Source organism: Clostridium sp. C1 (genome assembly GCF_018223625.1).
In the GTDB taxonomy this organism is placed as follows: Bacteria; Bacillota_I; Bacilli_A; order Erysipelotrichales; family Coprobacillaceae; genus Allocoprobacillus.
The window spans coordinates 69,131-88,764 of the sequence record NZ_CP073631.1; the positions used below are offsets into that span (position 1 = coordinate 69,131).

Below are 19,634 nucleotides of genomic sequence, written 5' to 3' on the forward strand. Positions count from 1 at the left end.
CAAAAAATGCAAGATTATACCATCTTGCATTTTTAGGATAAGAGCTAATCAATAAGGAATAAAGATTTAATCTCCTCATACGATTGAATATAGCTTCTATCCATTAATAAAATGATATTTTTCGACATATAAGTTTGATACTTAGATATCGTTTATTTAAAATCTCTGACTTTGTTGATATCAGTATCAACAATCTTTGTAAAAATGGACTGTTTTTTTCTTTTTTTCATATAATAATTTGAGGTGTTTTGATGATAAAAAAAGGGTTCATTTGTTTATGTGTCTTTTTGATGTGTTTAGTAACACCGGTCTATGGTGAAGAATTAAAACTGGCACCCAATGCTGGAGCTTCTTTATTGATGGAAGCATCTTCCAGACAGGTTTTGTATGCAACCAATGAAAAAGAAAAGTTGTTTCCAGCTTCAACCACAAAAATTATGACAATGATTTTATTGTTTGAAGCAATTGAAAGAGGAAGTTTAAAATGGGATGAACAATTAACATGTAGTGCCTATGCTGCTAGTATGGGTGGAAGTCAGATTTATCTTGAAGAAGGAGAAAAGATGAGTGTGACGGACTTATTTAAAGCCATCAGCATTGCTTCAGCGAATGATGCTTGTGTTATGATAGGAGAACGTATTGCTGGGACAAATGACAATTTTGTAAAAATGATGAATGAAAAAGCGAAAGAACTGAAACTGATCAATACGCATTTTATGAATCCAACGGGTTTACATGATGATCAACATTATACATGTGCTTTGGATTTAGGAACAATGGCTGCGTATCTGATTGAAATAGGAGGAGAACGTTTATTTCAGACAACGTCGTTATATGATAGTTATATCCGTGAAGATACAGCTCATAAGTTCTGGCTGGTTAATACGAATAAACTCTTAAAATCGTATCAAGGGGCTGATGGACTAAAAACGGGTTATACAAAAGAAGCAGGTTATTGTATTGTCACAACAGCTAAACGTAATGGATTAAGATTAATTGGTATTGTGTTAAAGGAAAGTGAACCAAAAATAAGAAATCAGGAAGTTTCACAATTATTGGATTATGGTTTTTCATTATATGAAAGTGTGACGTTATTTCAAAAAAATGAAGTTATTGAAAAGATAAAGATTGACAATGCGAAAGTACCGTTAGTTGATGTTATTGCTAAAGAAGATATTCAATATATTCAAGATAAAAATAATCAAACAAAAGTGACTTATCAAATCAATTATACGAATCTTGTTCCACCTCTTAAAAAAGGTGAAACAATTGGTCATTTATTGTTGATGAGGGATCATATCAATATAGCTTCATTTGATGTGATAGTTTCTAAAGATGTTGAAGCTTTATCTTTTGTGGAAAAATGGATTAATCAATTAAAAATCTTTGTTTAAAAATCTATCTTGGGATGGATTTTTATTTTGCATAAAAATTCTAGTTTTGTTGAATAAGTTCTAGTTTTATCGAAACGATTTTTTTTCATTTTGAATTGGTATATGATAGCTAAAAAGGAGGAAAGACAATGGATAATCATATCGAAATTGAAAAAGCACATCATCTGCTAATCATTCATTTTTATGGTGAAATAGATAGTGTGATGGCACCGGTATATCGTGGACAATTGAGTGATTTGATAGATGAAAGTGAAGAAGATGTTATTTTTGATTTTGAAAAGACGTCTTTTATAGATAGTTCAGGAATTGGATTGGTACTGGGGCGATATAATCAACTGCGATTTGAGCACCGTACATTGATTTTAACAGGATTAAATCCTGTGGCTTATCGCTTATTTGAATTAACAGGGATGTTTCAAATCATGCCTTATTATGAATCTATTGAACGTTTAAAGGAGGGAACGTTATGAATCAGATGGAAGTCAGTTTCAGTGCTTTGCTGGATAATGAAAACTTTGCCAGAACAGCTGTTGCAGCCTTTTTAACGCCTTTAAATCCAACAATAGATGAAATTATTGAATGGAAAACAATTGTTTCAGAAGCGGTTAGTAATGCGATTATTCATGGCTACAATCAAAACAAAGAATGTTTTGTCGTTATGAAGATGAAAGTTGATGGACGACAAGTACAACTGATTGTACAAGATTATGGTAAGGGAATTGATAATTTAGAGGAAGTCAAGGCTCCTTTTTATACTACCGCAAAAGACTTAGAACATGCCGGAATGGGATTAACAATCATTGAAACATTAGCGGATCGCTTAGAAATTGAAAGTGTTATCAATATAGGAACAAAACTTATCATCACAAAAAGTTTAAAAAATCATGACACCATCTAAAACATTAGATCTTTTAGAAAAAGTCCGTTTAGGGGATGAACAGGCAAAAGAAGAAATTGTTAAAGAGAATTTAGGTTTAGTATGGTCAATTGTGCATCGCTTTAAAAACAGTTATTATGATAAAGAAGATTTATTCCAGATTGGCTGTATTGGTTTAATGAAAGCTATTAATCATTTTGATACATCTTATCAAGTTCAGTTTTCTACTTATGCTGTACCAATTATTATGGGTGAAATTAAACGTTATTTTCGTGATGATGGAACGATTAAGGTATCACGTTCTTTAAAAGAATTAAATATCAAAATCACCAAAGCTAAAGAATATTTACAGACCCAAAATAATCAAGAGCCAACAATTGAAGATGTAGCAGCATATCTTCATGTAGAACCTCAGGAAGTTGTGGAAGCCATTGATGCTTCTTATTATCCGACTTCATTAAACGAACCAATTTATGAAAAAGATGGTTCAACGATTAGTGTGGAAGATCGTTTAATTGATAAAAGCAATCATATGTGGTTTGAAAAAATGGCTTTAGAAATGGAACTGGAAAAGCTTGATGATAAAGAAAAGATGATTATTTATATGCGTTATCATTTGGATTATAATCAAGATAAGATTGCCAAATACTTGGGGATTTCACAGGTTCAAGTTTCAAGATTAGAAAAGAAAATTGTCACAAAATTAAGAACACGCTTAAAAGATGGAAAATAGTATGCTATAATACATCAGAGGCGAGAAAAATGGAAAAAAATGATTTTAAAAAATCTTTATTTGAATATATCAAAGTCATTATTATTACAGTTGTTTTAACACTGGGAGTTCTTTATTTTGTACAGATTTCTAGAGTTGTAGGGTCTTCTATGGAACCAACATATCATAATGGAGATATTATTCTGGTTGATAAATTCTTTTATAAACGAGGACAACCGGCTTATAATGATATTGTTGTGGTGAAATATCATGTGGCTGAAGGTGAAGATCAGATTATCAAAAGAATTGTTGGTTTACCCGGTGATCATCTGGAAATGAAGGATAATCAGCTTTATCGTAATGGTCAGTTATTGAATGAAGATTATATCAATGAAGCCATGATTCAAAATGAGGATTTTTCTTATGATATTCCTGAAGGGAAAATCTTTGTGATGGGTGATAATCGTAATCATAGTGTTGATTCTAGAAATTTGGGATATATTGATTTTGATGAACAGGTTGTTGGTCGTGTTTTTTGGAAGGTCTTTTGATAAGACCTTTTTCTTTTGGGAGGGTTTATGAAAAAGTTAAGATATAAACGTGTTATCCTTGTAATTATGATTTTTGTTTTATTTGTCAGTATTGTGGGTTATATGTATTTACAGAGAAGTCAATATTTTGAATATAAAGGGCCTATCACAACTTTTACAGCAACATATCAACAAGATGAAAAGATTTATATGTTTGATTTAAAAGGTTTTCAAAAAGATGAACAGTATTATTTATCTTTAAATGATTTATATAACTGGTTTGTGATTCAAGATTCAAAAAACAAAGTTTATGTTGATTATGGAAAACATACAATGGTTTATCAGTTGGATAATGAGGTCTATTATATTGATTTTGGCAGGGATGAAATAAAATACAAGAATGATTGTATAAATATCAATAAAAATGGTAGTCATATTTATATTTCTCATAAAAATATATATTTATCTGTCTATTTTATAGAAAAAATATTATTAAAAAATGATAAAAAGATAAAAATTGAAAATAAAAACGCTATCATTTCATAAATTTTATGATTTTTGTAGTCAAGATGGTATTTTTTTGATAGAATTGTTTCATATTTGAAAGATGAAAAACATCTCTCAAAGGAAAGGGTGAAAATATGGCATATAAATTTAATATTACTCGTGGTAATGCAATTTTAAATTTTTCTGAAGAATTCTGTCAAAGTCGTTGTCAATTAATTGAAAGTGAGTCTTTTGCGAAAGTTTTAGAAAAATATATTAAACATATTAAAAGAACTGATACAACTATTTACGAATATTTACATGCTATTGAAGAAGATGATGTTGACTTATTAAGAGATTTAAGAGATGTTTTTAAATTATTATTAGTCATGTCAGTAGAAGAAGTTTGTGCTATGCGTTCTCAGGCAAAAGCATATTTTAAAGATCGTGATATGTTTATTGCTTTGGTTGAAGATATTTATTTATTCTGGCGTCGTTTACAAAGATATGCAATTGTTTTTAATGAAACAAAAAGAGCAGGTTATCAAAATGTTCAGTTTGCTGATGCACAAAGTGAATTTGAAGAATTGGTATTAGAAGTTTATCGTTCTATTCAATCAGCGATTGGAAAGAAAGATAAAGTTTTACGTCAGATTACTGCAGGGGTAAATGCTGGTTTAGCTGTAACGCATATGCGACCATTTTTACCATATGAATATCGTAATTTAGATGAAATTCCATTTATTGAATCTGTTGTTATTCATCCACCATTTATTGCTTATTCTAAACGTAATAAACGTGATGGAGTCTTTCCAGAAATCAAAACAAATCCTATTGAAGATAAAAAGTTTGATGCAGAATCATGGTTATGTTATCCTGCAAAAGTAGGAGATTTGTTATGTTTTGTTTACTTTAACGTAAAATTTATGGCACAAGGTGTAACATTATGTAACTTGTTTGATTTGGCTGATGAATCTGAATATCGTAATCGTAAACCAGATTTAATTTATGTTTATGGTTATGAAGATGGTGAAATGAATCAGGCTTTCTATCAGGATGAATCTAATGATATGATTGTTGCTTTATTATCAGCAAGTGATGATTTTGATTATTTTGGATATATGAAAAAAATGTGTTTAACATTGCATAATGTTCAAAAAATTAATCATCGTGAATTACCAATCCATGGAGCTATGGTTAAAATGACACTTCATAATGGTGAAACAAAAAATATCGTTGTTATGGGTGATAGTGGAGCTGGTAAGAGTGAAACAATTGAACAGATTAAAGTGATTGGAGCTGCTTATATTACAGACTTAAAGACAATCTATGATGATATGGGGGTACTTTCACTTGGTGATAAAGGAAAAGTGAAGACTTCAGGAACTGAAATTGGGGCTTTTGTCAGATTAGATGACTTGGATGCAGGATATAGCTTTAAAGAATTAGACCGTTCAGTCTTTATGAATCCAGATAAAGTCAATGCACGTATTGTCATTCCAATTACAGACTATAAAGATGTTGTGGCAAAACATGATGTTGATTTGTTCTTATATGCAAATAACTATGATGAAGATGGTGAAGCATTAAGTTTCTTTGATACACCAGAAGAAGCTTTAGAAGTCTTCAGAGCAGGAAATCGTATGGCAAAAGGAACAACAACAGAATATGGACTTGTAGGAAGCTATTTTGCGAATCCATTTGGACCAGTTCAAAGAAGAGAACAGACTGAACCTATTTTACAGGATTATTTTAAAAGAATGTTTAAGCAAGGTGTAAAAGTTGGTCAGTTGCGTACACGTTTAGGTATTAAAGGAAACGAACATCAAGGACCAAAAGATGCAGCTATTGCCATTTTAAAATATGTAACAGGTGAGGAAGAATTAAAAGAATTACCTGTTGAAGAATAATAGGAAACAGCAATGTTTCCTATTTTTTAAAAGGAGGAAAAATATATGTGGATTATATTTGGAATATTAACTCTTATCATGACTTTATTGAATTTGTATATGTATAACGCTGGTAAAAATTATCATATTTTTATGGTTCTTTCCTTATTCTTGATGGCATTGACACTTTGCGCTCAGTATCAAATGATAGCGTCTTGGAGTTTAGCAGGGGATTGGAGTGCTATTGCAGATGTTGCACCAACATTATCTATGATGCTATGGGGATTTGTAATAGGTTCTTTTGTGGTGAATGTCATACCATTATTGTTAAGTTATCGTAAGAATCGTTAATAAGTATGATGCTTTATTTATGAAAATAAAAAAGATTGTCTAAATATCAATTAAAGTGTACCCTATGTCAAGGACAATTAAATAAAAAGGTATATTTTTAACGAATATTATCTTATATGATTGTGTCAAGGAGGAATGACACAGTCTTAAGCCACTGGTCAAGATCAGTGGCTTTGTGTTTAAGATGATTATGTATATTTTTAATGATTCTAAAAAGTTTAAACTTGTTTGTGTCAAGTATGACAACTGTATTGAATTTAAGGTCAACAGAAATGGTAATGTTATTGAAGGAATCCTTTCTAAAGGTGTCTATTATAACTGGATTGCTTTTCCTTCACTTAACACGTCCTGTCAACTCGCCGATTTCTCAGATTCCTTTTGGAACGAGGAACAGCTTTTCAATGTTTTCCACAATGATTTCGATGTGTCAACTGTGCTTATGACCATTAGTGAGCTTAAGGATCTTTTCAGTCAGGACTATCAGTCCTACACTGATGGTTATAAGTTCATGTCCACTCGCGAATATATCTTCTGGCTTGAAAATCAATGTGAAGTCTTATCCTATCAGATGATTGATATGCAGACCCGTTTTGAATCTCAGCTTAATATTGACCTTGAAGAAGAACTCTTGGATGAAAGAAACCAATATCATGATATGATGCGTTTTCAATATGATGATACTATTTTTGAATAGTATCATTTTTTTATATCTATTGGATATATATCTGACAGCCAGTACTGATAATATTCTGAAGGTGACAGTTTTGCCAGGTCCCACTGATACCTTTCGTTATTGTAGTAATCTATATAATCATCTATAACTGCTTTAAGGTCATTGAAAGTGTTGCACCTGCTTATATCTATTTCATCTTTCATATGACCAAAAAAGGATTCCTGTGGTGCATTATCCCAGCAGTTGCCCTTCTTGACATTGATTGCCTCAATCCTTTGTCCTTGAGCAGCTTTTGAAAATCTATACTGGTGTAATGAATGCCCTGGTCGCTATGGCATATCGTCTTGTTTGTTTTGATTGTCGCTCCATGCTTTTCAAACAGTTGTTTTACAGTCATTAACACAAAGTCAATCTCCAATGATTCGCTGACAACATATGATAGTATCTCATTGGTAAATGCATCCTTCATGACCGATAGATATGCTTTTCTTTTTTCTTTCCCATAAAAGAGATATGTAATATCGGTTAATATGACTATTCTTGGCTCCTGTATGAAATCACGATTGACAACATTGGGGGCAATATTATTTGTTTTTATTGCTTTTGCCATTCTTCTATATGGATTGGCTTTTCTTATTTTGCAGAAAAGTCCATATTTTTCATGAGCCTCCTTATTTTTTTGATATTCATCCTTACTCCCATGTGCAGCAGATGCATGTGAATGCTTCTTGCTCCTTTATCATATCCTCTGTACTGATATGCCTTCAATATGAGTTCAAAATCGTTCTTGTCCCGCTGTTCTTTCTGCTGACGCTTATTGCAGTTATTTTTCCAGTTGTAGAAGCCACTTCTGGAAACTTCTGCAATTTCACATAATCTGGTAATGTTGAGAAGATTGTCATCTCGAGAAATCATTTCTTCGATGATTTTGTATTTTTCTTCTGCAGTTTCCAATAGGCTTCCCTCTCCAGTGATCTTATTTTTTTTAGAAACTCTATTTCCTGTTTTTGATAGGCAATCTTATGTTCAAGATAAGCAATCTTTTCTTCGGGGGACATGTCTCTTGTTCTAGGGCGACCTGCATTGTGTTTTCTGGTATCTTCAAATCCTTCTAAGCGTTCTGCTTCCTTCTTTATTCGTTGAACAATATTACTTATGCGTTTTGGTCCAAGAATATGTGGATCAATATCAAAGGAAGAAAGTATGGAAGAAGGGGCTTCTCCTTGTGAATAGCGTGACCAGAACTCCATTTTAAACTTTTGGGAGTATTTAATGCTTTTGTAAGATATTTTTTCAATATATGGATTATCCTTGAGTATTTTAATTTGTTCATCAGTAAAATAGTTTACACCCATTCCAATCAATCCTTTCATCAAATCATATTATAAGCAAAATAAAAGACCCTGTAAAACAGAGTCGGTTAAATATTCAGCATCACATTTTAGAGTGATACCTTTTTATTTAACTGTCCATTTTACAGGGTACAGTTTAAATGATATCTTGACAATCTTTTTTTATTAATAGATTCCTTGAGAAATCATAGCAGCTACAACCTTTTCAAATCCAGCAATATTTGCTCCTTTAATTAAGTCATATCCTAAACCATATTTTTGAGCAGCTTTCACTGATGATTCATGAATATTAACCATAATATCATGTAATTTTTGATCAACTTCTTCAGCAGTCCAGCTATAACGCATAGAGTTTTGAGCCATTTCTAATGCAGATACAGCCACTCCACCAGCATTAGCTGCTTTTGCAGGACCTAATGTTCCACCATTTTCTAAAAAGTAAGCAATGGCTTCAGGATTAGTAGGCATATTAGCACCTTCAATAATATATTTCACTCCATTAGCAACCAACTGTTTCGCTTCTTCTAAACCAATTTCATTTTGTGTCGCACATGGGAAAGCCATATCCACTTTTAATCCCCATGGTTTTTCACCAGCATGGAATTCACATCCAAACTTTTCAGCGTAATCTTTAAGTTTTACATCATTTGAACTTCTGATTTTTAATAAGAAATCAATTTTTTCATCAGTAGTAATACCGTCAGGATCATAAACATATCCATCTCTACCAGAAATAGAAACAACTTTTGCTCCATATTCTCTCGCTTTTAAACAAACACCCCAAGCGACATTTCCATAACCAGAACATGCAATTGTTTTTCCTTCATAAGTATCATTAAAGTGTTTTAACACTTCTTTACCATAATAAACAGCACCAAATCCTGTTGCTTCTGGACGAATTAAAGAACCACCATATGGCAATGGTTTACCAGTTAAGACGCCATTTTCATAAGCTCCTCTAATTCTTTTATATTGTCCATACATATATCCAATTTCTCTGGCACCAGTTCCAATATCCCCGGCAGGTACGTCAACGTCTGGTCCAATATGACGATATAATTCAGTCATAAATGATTGACAGAAACGCATCACTTCATTGTCAGATTTTCCTTGTGGATCAAAATCAGAACCACCTTTGGCACCACCAATAGGAAGTGTTGTTAATGAATTTTTAAAGATTTGTTCAAAACCTAAGAATTTAATAATTCCTAAATTGACAGATGGATGTAATCTTAAACCACCTTTATATGGTCCAATCGCATTTGAGAATTGAACACGATATCCTCTATTGACATGAACTTTTCCCTGATCATCTTGCCAAGGCACTTTAAACATAATTGTTCTATCTGGTTCTACCAGTCTTTCTAAGATAGCCATATCCTCATATTCTGGATGAGCTTCAATAACAGGCTCTAAACTTTCTAAAACTTCTTCGACAGCTTGAATAAATTCTGGCTGATCAGTATTTTTTGCTTTTACATCTTCTAATACTCTCTCAATATATTTCATTGTTTGAATCCTCCTTGAATTTATTATATACAATGATAAATAAAAAACAAGCATTTTAATAAAAAATTATTATAATTTTTGAAATTTAGATAAAAATAATGTTTATTTTTCGCTAAAATAGAATTCAAAAGTCTTATTTCTTCATAAATGATAAATTTTTATAATATAGGGAATAAAGTTTTCATTCTTCCTTAAATATGATAAACTACAATAGGTGATAAAAAATGATGAAAAAATTTAAAGAATATAGAACATTTCTATTATGTCTGATTTTATTTGTTTTCTTTATGATCTTTGGTATCTATGCTTATATGCAAAAGAATGTTCCACAGTCTATCGGTAGCTTTTTACTGGGATTGATTGCATTCGTGTTAATGAGTGCCAGATATAAGATTGTTTTATTTGAAAATGAAATGATGATTTATGAATGGAAGATTGCTGCATTTTTACCTGTTTTGATTCCTTATCAAAATATTCAATCTATTCAAAGGAAATCAAAACATCATGTTATTATTCAACATCAAAAAACAAGTCATGTTTATGTATTGAATAGTGATCAATTTATAAATGCTTATCAAAAAATATCAAAGGAGATTTCAACTCATGAAAATCAATAAACAATGTTTACCATGTTTAATGAATCAAGTTGTTAAAATTGCAAAAATGACAGATTGTTTAGAACAAGATGAATTATTTCATCAAGTCTTTCATTATATGAGTCAAGTGGATTTTCATAAAACGAATCCTGAAATTATCGGTGAAGTCTTTGCCTTAGTTAAAGATTATTTAGATTGTGAAGATCCTTATTATCAGATTCGATATGATTATAATCAGTTATTTTTAAAACAATTATCTCAAATTGAGCAACAGATTGATTCGTTTGAACAAGCTGTTTTATATGCTATTGTGGGAAATGTCATAGATTTTAGTCCTATCCATCAAAATGTACAAAAAGATATGATGACTTATTTTCAAAATATGGATCAATTATCTTTAACTATTAATCATGTTGAAAGATTAAAAGAAGATTTAATGAATGCTTCTTCTTTAGTCTATTTAGGAGATAATTGTGGTGAAATATGTCTTGATTTATTGTTGATTAAAAGAATAAAAGCAATGAATCCTCAACTCAAAATTTATTTTGTGACAAGAGGGAAACCGGTTGTTAATGATTCTATATTAGAAGATGCTTATGAAGTTGGTATGGACCAATATGCAACAATTATCTCTAATGGGGATGAATCACTGGGCACGATTCTTTCTCGTGTCAGTCAAGAGTTTTTAGATGTTTATCATCAGGCCGATCTCATCATTGCGAAAGGTCAAGCTAATTTTGAAAGTTTAAGTGAGGAAGATAAGAATATTTATTTCTTATTGATGGTAAAATGTGATGTCATCAGCCGATATATAGGTGTGAAGCAAAAATCATTTGTCTGTCTATCTCAGAAAATGAGGTGAGAAAGTGGAATTATCAATTTATAAAGTTGTTGATAAGAAAATATATCAGAAAATAAAAAAAGATACTTATTTTTTCATTGATTGTGTTTTTTGGATGTTATTGTATTGGAAATGTTTTAATAACATATCATTTTCTTGCTTTAGGTGTTATTTTCTTATGTATATTTTTGATTGGAATCATCGTGCTTTTGATTCAAAATTTAAATAGAGTTATTACATATGAAAAAGCTTCATTGGAAATTGTTCATGTTGATGACAATCAATGTTTTCTTTTTCAAAATCAATCTTTTGATTTTCATGATTTAAAACATATTGGTGGAAATCGTTTCATCTTTGCTTTAGAATTTGAAAATCAAATAGTTTTAGTGAAAAGACAAAAAGATTTGTATTACTATTTGAAAACCTATTATGCTTCACTCATATCACCACAAGTGACAAATACTGGTTTTATATCATCCATATTGGTGGGATGGAATATAATAGTAATCAGTATCATTGTCATGAAAATCATCTTTGGTTTCATTTATTGCCTATATACATCTTCAACGATTATAGATTTAACTCGTTTGTTTGCAGATTTTGGCACAATTGTTTTGACTTTAGGAGCCATTCTTTTAACAAAAATATGGAAAAAATATCATCTCTTGTTTTATAGTCTTTCCTTTATAGGAGTAATAGGATTGATGACTTATCCTTTGGATTCTATCACTACATTATATAAAGATAATGAAACAATAGGATATCATCAAGATGTGAAAGGATTGACTATGTATCGTGATGTTGCTTATGTTTTTGGTAAAGAGTTAGGATGGGTGAATGGAACTTCATATAGTCACATAGGTGTTTTTTACGATGTAGCTTATGTTAAAAATAAGGGGCAATATTTATTTTATAATTTAGACCCAATAACAGATACATTAGATGATTTTTATCAAGAATATGATGGTTGTTCATATAATGCATATAATGTAAATCAATTGAAAATAAATATCCGTAATAAAAAGTTACAAATTAATGATAATACTTATCTGCCACATATGGTAGGAAATCATATATTATATATTCAAGTGGATAATCCATATCTTATCCGTTTTCAACAAGGAAAATGTGAAGTATATGAATTGAATAATGAAAAGACTATTGTTTTAAATCAAAAAAATTCTTTTTATGTTGATGATGAAGATACAGCAAATCAAGAAGATGAGTCTGGTTCTTTAAATTCCCAAGAGCCAGATGAAGAAAAAAGACAAGAAGTACTAGAGCCAGAAGTTGATCCTTATTATGAAGAAATTGAAAAAGAAAGAGAAAAAAGAGATCAAGAGAATCATTTAGCGTATCAAAAAGCTATTAAACAAAATGATATATCTTCTTTTCAGTCTAATCAGAATGTTGTAAAGATTCATGAAGAAAGTCAAGATATATATCAAGTTATTAAGGCATTAGATAGAGAATATACACGTATTAATAATGATAAAGATACGATATTAGATATACAAATCTTATCCATGATGGTTTATCATGAGTACGAAAATCAATACGGTATCTATATTACAAGAAGGGTGGATTCTTCAAAGGCGGAAAGTCAAACATTTGATGAAGTGATTGTGATGAAAAAGTATGATCATGATTATATTGGAACACGATATTATAACCGTACTTATATGCCTAAGAATCATTTGACGAACAATGGGAGTTATGATACACGACAAACAACAGAATTTTTATATCGTATTAAAGGTAATCAAATTGTAGATAATGCATGGTAAAGTTCGATAGAAAGGTTTTACTGACCTTTCTTTTTTTATATAAGTCTTTAAAAGTTGATTTTTAAGTTATGAATATGATAGATTGGAATACTTATAAAGTTTTTATAAAAAATTCTTTTTTTTATCTTTTAAATGTGTTAGAATGATAAAAAATGAGGTGATATTTATGAAAAAGACAATTTTAAATCAACAATTTCATCACCATCATCATTGGAACACTTAGGGTTATATCTTAGAAAGATACAGCCCGTTTTGCATATATTTATAAATGGGTGTATCTAATGACTTAGAAAGAATGGACGAGTCATTATGACTCGTCTTTTTTGTTAAGGAGGACTTTATGGAAGAATTTAAATATTTGATACCAGAAGAAAGTATTGATGCCATTATGGATAATGTTTCTGTACTCAGAGATATTGAAAAGGATCTAAGACATCTCTTTGTTGAACGTGGGTACTTGGAAGTTTTAATGCCTTCTTTTGAATATGTTGATCTTTATAATGATATGGATATTGGAATTGATGAAGAAAAGATGTTTCAATATGTCAATTATGAAGGAAAAAGAGTCGCTTTAAGAGTGGATTTTACAGTTCCACTTGCAAGATTATATTGTTCACAAAATGAAAATGGTGAAAAACGATATTGTTATTTTGGGAAGGTTTATCGAAAAGAAAAAAGGCATAAAGGAAGAAGCAGTGAGTTTTTTCAAGCAGGAGTTGAACTGATTGGGAAGGGAGGATTTGCTGGTGATTTGGAATGTCTGGAACTTGTTTTAAAGACAATGACATGCTTAAAATTAAAGCATATACGTATTGAGATGGGATCAGCTAAGTTTTATCATCGTTTGGTCGAGATTGTTGATGATGAACAATTTATAGATATTTTGAAAAGACGTGATTTAAGTGCTATGAAATCATTTGTAGAAAGTCATCACTTTGATCAAAGTATACAGACATTATTAATGACTTTACCTCAAGCATTTGGAGATGTTCAAGTGTTATATGATATGAAAAATAGGATTGAAGATACATTGTTGAAAGAAGCCATTGAAGAATTGATTGAACTATATGAAAAGATTCCTGATAGAGAATTTTTGACTTTTGATTTGGCGATGACACCAATGATGAAATATTATACAGGAATTATGTTGAAAGGATATTCTCCTTATAGCGCACAACCAATTATGAATGGGGGACGTTATGATCATTTGATGAATCATTTTGATCGAGAGGTTCCAGCCATTGGCTTTAGTTATGAGTTAAGTCATATTTTAAAGGCCTTAGAAAAGGAGGAGGAAGCATGATTAAAATAGCAATCACAAAAGGTCGTATTGAAAAACAGGTTTGTCAGTTATTGGCTGAAAAGGGCTTTGATATGGAGCCTATTATTCATAAAGATCGTGAATTGATGATTGAAACAAGTGATGGTTTATCTATGATTTTTGCAAAGGCAAATGATGTTTTAACCTTTTTAGAACATGGTATTGTGGATGTTGGTTTTGTTGGTAAAGATACTTTAGAAGATAGTGATTTTCAAGATTATTATGAGATGTTGGATTTGGATATTGGAAAATGTTATTTTGCTTTAGCGGCATATCCAGAATATCGTGATAAGATTTTTAAACGTCGTCAGCGTATTGCTTCCAAATATACGAAGGTAGCTAAAGATTACTTTCATCAAAAACAACAGGATGTTGAAATTATTAAATTAGAAGGTTCGGTAGAATTAGGGCCGGTTGTGGGATTAAGTGATGCGATTGTGGATATTGTAGAAACTGGTTCAACTTTGAAGGCAAATGGTTTAGAAATTATTGAAAAAATTAGTGATGTATCAACAAAGATGATTGTAAATAAAGTGAGTTTGAAGTTTAAAAAAGATGAAATCTTTGATTTGATAGAAAAGTTAAAGGGGGAATAAAGATGTTGAAGACATATGATTTACAAGGACAATTCAAAGATGTGGTGAAGAAGTTTTCTTCACGTAAAACAGAAATTTCGCAACAGGTTAATGAAACTGTGATGCAGATGATTGAAGATATAGAAAAAAATGGTGATCAGGCCATCATGAAATATTGTTATGAATTGGATGGATATAGGATGGAAGGACCACAAGATTTTATTGTTTCTAAACAAGAAATTTTAGATGGTGTGACAAGTGTTGGAAAAGATTTTATGCGTATATTGGAACGTACAAAAGAACAACTGATTGATTTTCATCAACATCAAGTTGATCGTTCATGGTCTATTTATAAGGAAAATGGAGTGATGATGGGACAGATTGTACGTGGCTTAGAAAAAGTTGCTTTATACGTACCAGGTGGAACTGCCACATATCCTTCAACGGTCATGATGAATGCGATTCCTGCCAAACTGGCTGGTGTCAAAGAATTGATAATCATCACACCTGTGAAGGCTGATGGAAAAGTGAATCCTTCTATTTTAGCAGCTGCTTATGTCTGTGGCATTGAACGTATTTATAAAGTAGGAGGAGCACATGGTGTTGCCGGTGTAGCTATCGGAACAAATATGTTACCAAAGGTAGATAAGATTGTTGGTCCCGGAAATATTTATGTTGCGACAGCTAAAAAATGTTGTTATGGGCGTGTGGATATTGATATGATTGCCGGTCCTAGTGAAGTCTTGATTGTTGCTGATGAAAAAGCCAATCCACAATACATTGCAGCTGATTTAATGAGTCAGGCAGAACATGATAAATTGGCGAGTGCTATTTTAGTGACAACATCTCAATCATTGATTGAACAGGTAAACGTTGAGCTTCAAAAACAGATGCCATTTTTATCAAGAGCTGATATTATTGAATCATCATTGACAAATTATGGTGGTGCCTTTTTGGTGGATTCTATTGAGGAGGCTTTTCAGGTATCTAATGAATTTGCTCCAGAACATTTAGAAGTTTTAGTGGAAAATCCTATGAATACTTTACCTTTGATTCATAATGCTGGTTCTATCTTTTTAGGAGAATATACACCAGAACCATTAGGGGATTATATGTCTGGAACAAATCATGTCTTACCAACAGGAGGAACAGCTAAATTTTATAGTGCTTTAGGTGTTTATGATTTCGTGAAGTATTCATCTTATAGTTATTATCCAAAACAAGTTTTACAGACTTTTAAAGATGATGTGATGACTTTTGCAAACAAAGAAGGATTGGATGGACATGCAAATAGTATTGCAGTGAGATTTAAGGAGGATGAATCATGCGACAAAGTCAAATCAAAAGAATAACAAAGGAAACATCTATTGAAATGTCCCTTTGCTTAGAAGGAACAGGTCAAGCTCAAGTAGATACGGGCATTGGATTTATGGATCATATGTTTGAGTTATTAGCTTTTCATAGTGGAATAGATTGTATTGTCAAATGTCAGGGTGATTTAAAAGTAGATAGTCATCATACAGTAGAAGATTTAGGAATTGTTTTTGGTGAATGTTTAAAAGAAGCATTGGGAGATAAAAAAGGAATTTATCGTTATGGTCAAATGGCCATTCCTATGGATGAAGCTCTAGTCACAACGACACTGGATTTAAGTGGACGCCCTTATCTTGTTTATCAAGCTCAATTACCTTGCCAGCATTTAGGAAATTATGAAACAGAAATGACAAAAGAATTTTTTAAAGCCGTCAGTGATCATGCTTTGATGACATTACATATTGTAGAGAACTATGGAGAAAATACACATCATATTATTGAAGCTATGTTTAAGAGTTTTGCCAGAGCTTTAAAACAAGCTATTTGTATTGATGAAAAGAATAAGGAACAAATTGTTTCTTCTAAAGGAGTCTTGTAAGATGATTGTGATTATTGATTATCATGTAGGTAATCTCATGAGTGTTCAAAATGCTTTTTTAAAACTAGGTATGGATGTTGTTGTGAGTCGTGACCATGATGTCATTCGTCAGGCCAAAGGGATTGTTTTGCCGGGAGTCGGAACTTTTCCAGTGGCGATGGAACATTTAAAACAATATGATTTGATTGATATTTTAAATGAAAGACAACAGGCCGGTATTCCCATTTTAGGGATTTGTTTAGGAATGCAAGTCTTATTTGAAAAAGGATATGAAGTTTGTCCAACACAAGGTTTAGGCTTTTTAAAGGGAGAAGTTCGACGCATGGAAGTTCAGGCAAAGATTCCTCATATGGGATGGAATGATTTAATAATGCAACAAAAACATCCTCTCATGCAATATGTTCATCAAGGAGATTATGTCTATTTTGTTCATTCTTATATGGCATATCCTACTGATGATGAGTTGATTGCTTATTGTGAGTATGGACAAGAAAAGATTACAGCTGTTGTTGCCAAAGACAATGTCATGGGATGTCAGTTTCATCCTGAAAAAAGTGGAAAAGTTGGTCAAAAAATATTATTAGCGTTTAAGGAGATGGTAAAATGATAATCATTCCAGCAATTGATTTAAAAAATGGGGAAGCTGTTCGTTTATATAAGGGCGATTATCAACAAAAAACAGTCTATTCTTCATCACCAGAAATGCTGGCTCAAGCCTTTGAAAACATGGGAGCAATGTATCTTCATGTTGTGGATTTGGACGGGGCTAAAGATGGCATGACAACCAATATAGAAACTATTAAAAAAATACGTAATACGATCTCTATCCCTATTGAAGTGGGTGGAGGTATACGTGATGCCAGAACGGTTTCTTTATATTTAGATGAAATTGGTATCAATCGTGTTATTCTTGGGACTGCAGCTATTCAGAATCCAGATTTTCTAAAAGCAATGTTAAAACAATATGGGGCACAAAAGATTGTTGTAGGGGTAGATATCAAAGATGGGTATGTTTCGACTTCAGGATGGTTAGTACAAACACAAGTTCATTATTTAGATTTTTTAAAAACATTAGAGAAGATGGGTGTTCAATACGTTATTTGTACAGATATATCGAAAGATGGAACTTTACAAGGGCCTTCATTTGATATTTATCAACAAATCAAAGATACAACATCTTTACGCTGTATTGTATCAGGTGGTGTCAAAGATAGAAATGATGTTTTAGAAGCTTATCGTCAAGGTTATGAAGGCTGCATTGTAGGTAAGGCTTATTATGAAGGAAAAATTGATTTAAAAGAGGTGATAGAATGCTTGCCAAAAGAATCATCCCCTGTTTAGATATTAAAGATGGAAAAGTTGTAAAAGGTGTCAATTTTGTTGGCTTAAAAGATATTGGTGATCCAGTAGAGATTGCCAAACGCTATGATGAACAATGTGCAGATGAAGTTGTTTTTCTTGATATTACAGCGACTTATGAAAATCGAGATATTCTTAAAGATGTCATTCAAAGAGCTGCCTGTGAATTATCCATTCCTTTAACTGTTGGGGGTGGTATTCGTACATTGGATGACTTTCGTATGATTTTATCCAGTGGAGCAGATAAAGTATCTATTAATTCGGCAGCTATCTTAAATCCTCAACTTATCAAACAGGCATCCGATGAATTTGGTGTGCAATGTGTTGTTGTGGCTATTGATGCGAAAAAGCGAGAAGATCAATCGGGTTATGATGTCTATATAGCCGGTGGTAGAAAAAATACAGGCTTAGATTTATTAACATGGGCCAAACAATGTGAAGATTTAGGAGCTGGTGAAATCTTATTAACATCAATGGATCGTGATGGAACAAGAGATGGTTTTGATATTGATATGTTGAATGCACTGATGCGTGTTGTGTCGATTCCTGTGATTGCCAGTGGTGGCTGTGGAGGGCAGGAAGATATTGTAGAAGTATTTGAAAAAACAAATTGTGATGGGGCTTTGGCGGCTTCTTTGTTTCATTATCAGGAAGCAACCATTGAAGATGTTAAGGCATTGTGTGCCAAACATCATATCCCCGTAAGGAGGGAATTATGAAACCAGATTTTGAAAAAGGGAATGGCTTAGTACCAGCCATTGTACAAGATGCAAAAACAAAGTCCGTTTTAATGTTGGCTTATGTGAATGAAGAAGCATATGATAAAATGTTAGAAACAGGTGAAACTTATTTTTATTCACGCTCACGTCAGGAACTGTGGCATAAGGGTGAAACATCAGGACATTTCCAATATATTCAAGGCATATATCTGGATTGTGATGATGATACTTTACTGATTATTGTTGATCAAGTAGGAGCAGCTTGTCATACTGGTTCCTATTCATGTTTCTTTCAAGAGATAATCCCTTATGTTTTTGAAAAAACAATCTTTCATGAAGTTTATGATGTGATTGCTGATCGTCATATTCACCCTGTTGAAAAATCTTATACAAATTATCTATTGGATCAAGGTGTTGATAAGATTTGTAAAAAGGTTGGAGAAGAAGCGAGTGAAACCATTATTGCTGCAAAAAACAATAATAAAGAGGAATTAATTGGAGAAATCAGTGATTTATTTTATCATGTGCTTGTTTTGATGTATCAACAAGGTATTCAGGTTGAGGATATCGAAAAGAAACTTCAGGAAAGACATCAAATCAGTGGAAATAAAAAAGAATTTCATCAAAGAGGAGATTATTGATTCATTCATTTAAAACCTGCCTATATAGATAAAACACAATAAAAATGTGATACTATATACAATGAAAGGACTGATTGATAAATCTGTTGCTTTAAAAAGATTGAAATATA

Annotated in this window: 24 protein-coding genes; 20 read left to right on the plus strand and 4 right to left on the minus strand. The window is 31.8% G+C overall.

From position 1 onward, the window contains the following. The first annotated feature begins 251 nt into the window (after positions 1-251). The 9 genes from KEC48_RS00330 (at position 252) to KEC48_RS00370 (ending at position 6,933) form a co-directional block, all read left to right on the plus strand. Entirely contained in the window at positions 252-1,394 is a 1,143-nt protein-coding gene (locus tag KEC48_RS00330; RefSeq protein ID WP_211963671.1) for a D-alanyl-D-alanine carboxypeptidase family protein, read from the plus strand. A 128-nt stretch (positions 1,395-1,522) separates the two neighbouring features. Then, a complete protein-coding gene (locus KEC48_RS00335; RefSeq protein ID WP_211963672.1) occupies positions 1,523-1,864 on the plus strand; it encodes an STAS domain-containing protein in 342 nt (113 codons plus the stop codon). Then, on the plus strand, positions 1,861-2,292 hold the full coding sequence (gene spoIIAB / locus KEC48_RS00340; RefSeq protein ID WP_087360341.1) for an anti-sigma F factor: 432 nt from the start codon (positions 1,861-1,863) through the stop codon (positions 2,290-2,292). Before KEC48_RS00335 ends, spoIIAB begins: the two co-directional genes overlap by 4 nt. After that, positions 2,279-3,004, plus strand: a complete 726-nt coding sequence (locus KEC48_RS00345; RefSeq protein WP_211963673.1) for a SigB/SigF/SigG family RNA polymerase sigma factor — start codon at positions 2,279-2,281, stop codon at positions 3,002-3,004. Before spoIIAB ends, KEC48_RS00345 begins: the two co-directional genes overlap by 14 nt. 29 nt (positions 3,005-3,033) lie before the next feature. Beyond that, a complete protein-coding gene (gene lepB, locus KEC48_RS00350) occupies positions 3,034-3,534 on the plus strand; it encodes a signal peptidase I (protein ID WP_211963674.1) in 501 nt (166 codons plus the stop codon). A 27-nt stretch (positions 3,535-3,561) separates the two neighbouring features. Next, positions 3,562-4,059: a hypothetical protein gene (locus tag KEC48_RS00355; protein WP_211963675.1), complete on the plus strand. Its 498-nt coding sequence runs from the start codon at positions 3,562-3,564 to the stop codon at positions 4,057-4,059. Between the two features lie 95 nt (positions 4,060-4,154). After that, positions 4,155-5,909, plus strand: a complete 1,755-nt coding sequence (locus KEC48_RS00360) for a phosphoenolpyruvate carboxykinase (RefSeq protein ID WP_087360354.1) — start codon at positions 4,155-4,157, stop codon at positions 5,907-5,909. Positions 5,910-5,954: 45 nt separating this feature from the next. Continuing rightward, the gene (locus KEC48_RS00365; RefSeq protein WP_211963676.1) at positions 5,955-6,239 is read left to right on the plus strand and encodes a hypothetical protein; all 285 of its coding nucleotides are present in this window, start codon (positions 5,955-5,957) and stop codon (positions 6,237-6,239) included. A gap of 190 nt (positions 6,240-6,429) precedes the next feature. Continuing rightward, entirely contained in the window at positions 6,430-6,933 is a 504-nt protein-coding gene (locus tag KEC48_RS00370; RefSeq protein WP_211961963.1) for a hypothetical protein, read from the plus strand. Positions 6,934-7,111: 178 nt separating this feature from the next. Here KEC48_RS00370 and KEC48_RS00380 read toward each other — a convergent pair whose 3' ends face one another. The 4 genes from KEC48_RS00380 to gdhA all read right to left on the minus strand — a co-directional run bounded on the left by KEC48_RS00380 (position 7,112) and on the right by gdhA (position 9,773). Beyond that, the gene (locus tag KEC48_RS00380) at positions 7,112-7,522 is read right to left on the minus strand and encodes a DDE-type integrase/transposase/recombinase (RefSeq protein WP_211963678.1); all 411 of its coding nucleotides are present in this window, start codon (positions 7,520-7,522) and stop codon (positions 7,112-7,114) included. A gap of 23 nt (positions 7,523-7,545) precedes the next feature. Next, positions 7,546-7,866 carry an IS3 family transposase gene (locus tag KEC48_RS00385; RefSeq protein ID WP_211963680.1) on the minus strand — a complete coding sequence of 107 codons (321 nt, stop codon included), beginning with the start codon at positions 7,864-7,866 and terminating at the stop codon, positions 7,546-7,548. Next, entirely contained in the window at positions 7,824-8,267 is a 444-nt protein-coding gene (locus KEC48_RS00390; protein WP_087357186.1) for an HTH domain-containing protein, read from the minus strand. The genes KEC48_RS00385 and KEC48_RS00390 overlap by 43 nt, the downstream gene beginning before the upstream one ends. A 162-nt stretch (positions 8,268-8,429) precedes the next feature. Further along, entirely contained in the window at positions 8,430-9,773 is a 1,344-nt protein-coding gene (gene gdhA, locus KEC48_RS00395; protein ID WP_211963682.1) for an NADP-specific glutamate dehydrogenase, read from the minus strand. Positions 9,774-10,000: 227 nt separating this feature from the next. Between gdhA and KEC48_RS00400 the strand changes: the two genes are divergently transcribed. The 11 genes from KEC48_RS00400 to hisIE all read left to right on the plus strand — a co-directional run bounded on the left by KEC48_RS00400 (position 10,001) and on the right by hisIE (position 19,524). Beyond that, positions 10,001-10,390: a hypothetical protein gene (locus KEC48_RS00400; RefSeq protein WP_211963684.1), complete on the plus strand. Its 390-nt coding sequence runs from the start codon at positions 10,001-10,003 to the stop codon at positions 10,388-10,390. Next, entirely contained in the window at positions 10,377-11,231 is an 855-nt protein-coding gene (locus KEC48_RS00405; RefSeq protein WP_211963686.1) for an ARMT1-like domain-containing protein, read from the plus strand. Before KEC48_RS00400 ends, KEC48_RS00405 begins: the two co-directional genes overlap by 14 nt. A gap of 83 nt (positions 11,232-11,314) precedes the next feature. Next, a complete protein-coding gene (locus tag KEC48_RS00410; protein WP_211963688.1) occupies positions 11,315-12,997 on the plus strand; it encodes a hypothetical protein in 1,683 nt (560 codons plus the stop codon). A 340-nt stretch (positions 12,998-13,337) separates the two neighbouring features. After that, the gene (locus KEC48_RS00415) at positions 13,338-14,300 is read left to right on the plus strand and encodes an ATP phosphoribosyltransferase regulatory subunit (protein ID WP_211963690.1); all 963 of its coding nucleotides are present in this window, start codon (positions 13,338-13,340) and stop codon (positions 14,298-14,300) included. Continuing rightward, a complete protein-coding gene (gene hisG / locus KEC48_RS00420) occupies positions 14,297-14,914 on the plus strand; it encodes an ATP phosphoribosyltransferase (protein ID WP_211963692.1) in 618 nt (205 codons plus the stop codon). Before KEC48_RS00415 ends, hisG begins: the two co-directional genes overlap by 4 nt. Positions 14,915-14,916: 2 nt before the next feature. Further along, positions 14,917-16,245, plus strand: a complete 1,329-nt coding sequence (hisD, locus tag KEC48_RS00425; RefSeq protein ID WP_087358022.1) for a histidinol dehydrogenase — start codon at positions 14,917-14,919, stop codon at positions 16,243-16,245. Further along, a complete protein-coding gene (gene hisB / locus KEC48_RS00430) occupies positions 16,215-16,805 on the plus strand; it encodes an imidazoleglycerol-phosphate dehydratase HisB (protein ID WP_283092231.1) in 591 nt (196 codons plus the stop codon). The genes hisD and hisB overlap by 31 nt, the downstream gene beginning before the upstream one ends. A gap of 1 nt (position 16,806) precedes the next feature. After that, positions 16,807-17,412 (plus strand): imidazole glycerol phosphate synthase subunit HisH, encoded by a 606-nt coding sequence (gene hisH / locus KEC48_RS00435; protein ID WP_087358024.1) that lies wholly within the window; start codon positions 16,807-16,809, stop codon positions 17,410-17,412. Then, the gene (gene hisA, locus KEC48_RS00440; RefSeq protein ID WP_211963696.1) at positions 17,409-18,146 is read left to right on the plus strand and encodes a 1-(5-phosphoribosyl)-5-[(5-phosphoribosylamino)methylideneamino]imidazole-4-carboxamide isomerase; all 738 of its coding nucleotides are present in this window, start codon (positions 17,409-17,411) and stop codon (positions 18,144-18,146) included. The genes hisH and hisA overlap by 4 nt, the downstream gene beginning before the upstream one ends. After that, positions 18,116-18,883 (plus strand): imidazole glycerol phosphate synthase subunit HisF, encoded by a 768-nt coding sequence (gene hisF / locus KEC48_RS00445; protein ID WP_087358026.1) that lies wholly within the window; start codon positions 18,116-18,118, stop codon positions 18,881-18,883. The genes hisA and hisF overlap by 31 nt, the downstream gene beginning before the upstream one ends. Then, a complete protein-coding gene (gene hisIE / locus KEC48_RS00450) occupies positions 18,880-19,524 on the plus strand; it encodes a bifunctional phosphoribosyl-AMP cyclohydrolase/phosphoribosyl-ATP diphosphatase HisIE (RefSeq protein ID WP_211963698.1) in 645 nt (214 codons plus the stop codon). Before hisF ends, hisIE begins: the two co-directional genes overlap by 4 nt. Positions 19,525-19,634: the final 110 nt, after the last annotated feature.